4 protein-coding genes are annotated in these 3,968 nt (G+C 54.4%); all 4 read left to right on the top strand.

Annotated features, from left to right (window positions below; genetic code table 11):
• A partial coding sequence (gene rimP, locus PPL9_RS12915; RefSeq protein WP_208989346.1) for a ribosome maturation factor RimP occupies window positions 1-508 on the top strand: 508 nt, incomplete at its 5' end.
• Window positions 509-626: 118 nt separating this feature from the next.
• Complete coding sequence (nusA, locus tag PPL9_RS12910) at window positions 627-2,324, top strand: transcription termination factor NusA (RefSeq protein WP_057463071.1); 1,698 nt, start codon at window positions 627-629, stop codon at window positions 2,322-2,324.
• Window positions 2,325-2,454: 130 nt separating this feature from the next.
• On the top strand, window positions 2,455-3,102 hold the full coding sequence (locus PPL9_RS12905) for an RNA-binding protein (RefSeq protein WP_082596804.1): 648 nt from the start codon (window positions 2,455-2,457) through the stop codon (window positions 3,100-3,102).
• A 7-nt stretch (window positions 3,103-3,109) separates the two neighbouring features.
• On the top strand, window positions 3,110-3,968 hold an 859-nt coding region (locus PPL9_RS34210; RefSeq protein ID WP_244273387.1), incomplete at its 3' end, for a translation initiation factor IF-2 associated domain-containing protein.

Genomic DNA, 3,968 nt, shown 5'->3' with positions numbered 1-3,968 from the left:
TCTGGGCTATCGGCTGGTGCGCATCCGTGTAAACGGAAACAATGGCTGCACCCTTCAAATCATGGCAGAGCGCCCGGATGGGACGATGGCTGTTGAAGATTGTGAAGAAATCAGCCACGCAGTTTCCCCGGCGCTGGATGTGGACGATCCAATCTCTGGTGCCTACCATCTCGAAATTTCATCTCCAGGTATTGACCGCCCGCTCGTTCGCGCAGGTGACTTCGAGCGCTGGGTCGGACATGTTGCGAAAATCGAAATGTCTGTGCCGCAAGCTGGGCGTAAGAGATATCGTGGACACATCATCGGTGTGGAAGATGGATGCGCGCTTATCAGAATGACCGATGTACAGGAAGGTCAGGATGAGGCAGCTCGTCTTCCGTTGGATGAGATTGGGTCAGCCGTATTGGTTTTGACTGATGAACTGGTCGATGCGGCATTGAAAGCCGATAAAGCCGCAAAAGCAGCCCGTGGGGAGCCTACGGACGACGACAGTTACCTCAATCACTGATTAGCTGTTCTTGTTGCGCAATGGGTTATGGGCGGTTCCGGTTTTAAAGAGCCACCCTTTTGTTTTGATGTTCCTGCTGGTGTGAAGGAAGGCAGGGCGTGGAAGGAGTTGACGAGGAATGGCTATCAGCGCAAACCGTTTGGAGCTGCTGCAGATCGCTGAAGCGGTCGCCCGCGAAAAGTCGATCGACCGTAGCATTGTGATTGCTGCTCTTGAGGATGCAATCCAAAAAGCCGCTCGCTCCCGTTATGGCACCGAGACTGAAGTTCGTGCCGAGATTAATCCGAAAACCGGTGAAATCCGCCTTCAGCGTTTGCTGCAGGTCGTTGATGTTGTCGAGAACATCTCAACTGAAATTGCTCTGGTTGATGCGCAGGAGCGCAACCCGGATGCAACAGTCGGCGATTTCATGGCAGATCCATTGCCGCCGCTTGACTTTGGACGTATTGCTGCTCAGTCCGCTAAGCAGGTCATCGTTCAAAAGGTCCGCGAAGCTGAGCGTGATCAGCAGTACGATGAGTTTAAAGACCGTATTGGTGAAGTGCTCAACGCTGTTGTGAAGCGCGTTGAATATGGCAATGTTGTTGTCGACACCGGTAAGGGTGAAGCAATCGTTCGTCGTGACGAACTGATCCCGCGCGAAATCTTCCGCAATGGTGATCGTATTCGTGCGCTGATCTTTGATGTGCGCCGCGAACAGCGTGGTCCACAGGTCTTCCTGTCTCGTACACACCCTCAGTTCATGGCAAAACTGTTCGCGCAGGAAGTGCCGGAAATCTATGACGGCGTTATCGAGATCAAGGCTGTTGCCCGTGATCCAGGCTCCCGCGCTAAGATCGCAGTCCTTTCTAACGACAGTTCTATTGATCCGGTTGGTGCGTGTGTTGGTATGCGTGGTTCCCGTGTTCAGGCTGTCGTTGGTGAACTTCAGGGCGAAAAAATCGACATCATTCCTTGGAATGATGATGCGGCAACTTTCATCGTAAATGCACTTCAGCCTGCTGAAGTTGCTAAGGTTGTTCTCGACGAAGACTCCGAGCGCATCGAAGTTGTTGTTCCTAACGATCAGCTGTCTCTGGCAATTGGTCGCCGCGGTCAGAACGTACGTCTTGCTTCTCAGCTCACCGGCTGGGGCATCGACATTATGACGGAAGCGGAAGAATCCGAGCGTCGCCAGAAGGAATTCCAGGTTCGTTCCGATCTCTTCCAGAATACCTTGAATGTTGACGAGATGGTTTCTCAGCTTCTCGCATCAGAAGGCTTTACTTCTGTAGAAGAAGTCGCGTACGTTGACCTCGACGAAATCTCGTCCATTGAAGGCTTCGACGAAGAAACAGCCGACGAAATCCAAGCTCGTGCACGTGAGTACCTGGAAGAGCAGGAAGCAAAGCTCGCAGAAGAGCGTCGTCAGCTTGGTGTTTCCGATGAGCTGGTTCAGGTCCCAGGTCTTACATCCGCAATGCTTGTTGCATTGGGCAAAGACGAAATCAAAACCATGGAAGACCTCGCAGGCTGTGCAGCTGACGACCTTGTTGGCTGGACGGAACGCAAGGATAAAGAAACCATTCGCGTGGAAGGTACTCTGAGCAGTTTCGATCTGTCTCGTGCTGATGCGGAAGCTGTCGTGATGTCAGCGCGTGTTGCTGCTGGATGGATCTCTGCGGAAGACCTTGTGGAAGTCTCTGAAGAAGAGCTGGAAGTCGAAGAAGAAGACTTCGAAGGCGAAACATTTGAAGAGACTGTGGTTGACGCCGACGAGGAATTGGCGCAAGAGAGCGGTGCAGAAGACGCAAAAGGCGAGCAGTCCTCTGAATAATCTGTAGCCGCTTGACTGCAGAAAAAAGTTTTATACGGGGGTGTGTTGAAGTTGCAGCATAAGGCTGCGGGTTTCTACATCCCCGTAACTGAATGAAAAATAACAACAATAGTAGGGTTGGGAATACGAAGTGCCGAGAAAAAATGAGCCGACAGAACGAACCTGCGCGGTCACGCGTGAAGTTCTACCGGTGACAGACCTTCTCAGATTCGTTATGGCTCCTGACAAAACTGTTGTAGTTGATGTGAAAGGCACCCTCCCGGGACGTGGGGTTTGGGTGTCGGCAAAGAAGTCTGTTTTGCAGGAAGCGATAAAAAGGCGCGCTTTCTCGAGAGGCTTTAAGGAGCAGGTAAACGCTGAAGACGGTTTGGCCGACCACACCGACAAACTGCTGGAGCAGGCAGCTCTGGGCGCACTGTCCATGAGCCGAAAAGCTGGCAACCTACATGTTGGCTTTTCGAAAGTCGAGGCAGCTCTCAAAAAGGAGAGTGTTCTTGCTCTGGTGCACGCCACTGAAGCCTCTGAAGATGGTGTGCGTAAGTTGGCGGCCCTAGCCGCTTCTAGATTTGGCAAGGTGGATCGTCTCAGCGTGATCCGCCTGTTTAACTCGGAACAGATGAGTACGCATCTGGATCGGGATAACGTTATACATGCTGTACTGCTGGCCGGCGAGGCAGGCAGAAACTTCGTGAAGCACGCGCAACGCCTTGCGCAATTCCGGGAAGTTTCTGTCATGGCTGACGACGACGGTACAAAGGGTGCAGTGGCGCAGGACTGAAGGCAATATGAGCGATACCAAAGACAACCACGACAATCCCACCGGCGGGGAAAAGAAAACGCTGGGCCTCAAACGCGGAGGCAGTGTTGAGAAGGGCACTGTTAAGCAGAGCTTCTCCCACGGCCGCTCCAAGGCAGTCGTCGTGGAAAAGAAGAAGCGCCGTGTAGTTGTGCCGGGCCAGGAAGGCTCCGCGGCACCTGCACCTGCTGCAGCTTCCTCTTCAACTCCTGCAGCCTCCCAGTCACGCCCGGAAAAGCGTCAGGGACAGCAGCAAGAGCGCGGTCCTCAGCAAGCTCGCCGTGGTGCGGGTGATGCTCAGAAGCGCGGTGAAGGCGGCGGTCGCGGTGGCAACCGTAACAACAATAACAACCAGCGTGGCGGTCAGCGTCGCGGTGGTGGTGGCGGTCAGGGCGGTGGTGCCGTTCTGAAAACCTTGACCAAAGGTGAAGCAGACGCACGTCTCGCAGCGCTTAAAATGGCCAAGGTTCGCGAAGTCGAAGATGCTAAACGCCGCGCTGAAGAAGCAAAGCGTCAGGAAATCTTGGCTGCACAGCGCGCTGTAGAAGCAGAAAAACAACGTGTAGAAGACGAAGCTCGCGCTAAGCGTGAAGCTGAAGAAGCTGCTGTACGTGCTAAGGCCGAAGCGAAAGCGAAGCGTGAAGCTGAAGCGGCTGCAAAAGCTGCTGAAGCTCCAAAGCCAGCACAGCGCGAAGAGCGTCCGGCACGTTCTGGTGATCGCCCTCAGCGCAGTGGCGATCGTGGTCCTCGTCCAGGTGGCGACCGTGGTCCTCGCCCAGCAGGTGATCGTGGTCCACGCCCGGCAGGTGACCGTGGTCCTCGTCCAGGTGGTGACCGTGGTCCACGCC

The organism is Pseudovibrio sp. POLY-S9 (assembly GCF_001431305.1).
Lineage (GTDB): Bacteria > Pseudomonadota > Alphaproteobacteria > Rhizobiales > Stappiaceae > Pseudovibrio.
The sequence above is the reverse complement of the archived record's forward strand: the minus strand, read 5'-3'. Positions and strand labels throughout refer to the sequence as shown.

Excerpts from the sequence above, each read along its gene's own strand:
- nusA (WP_057463071.1), top strand. The coding sequence starts at position 627 with ATGGCTATCAGCGCAAACCGTTTGGAGCTGCTGCAGATCGCTGAAGCG.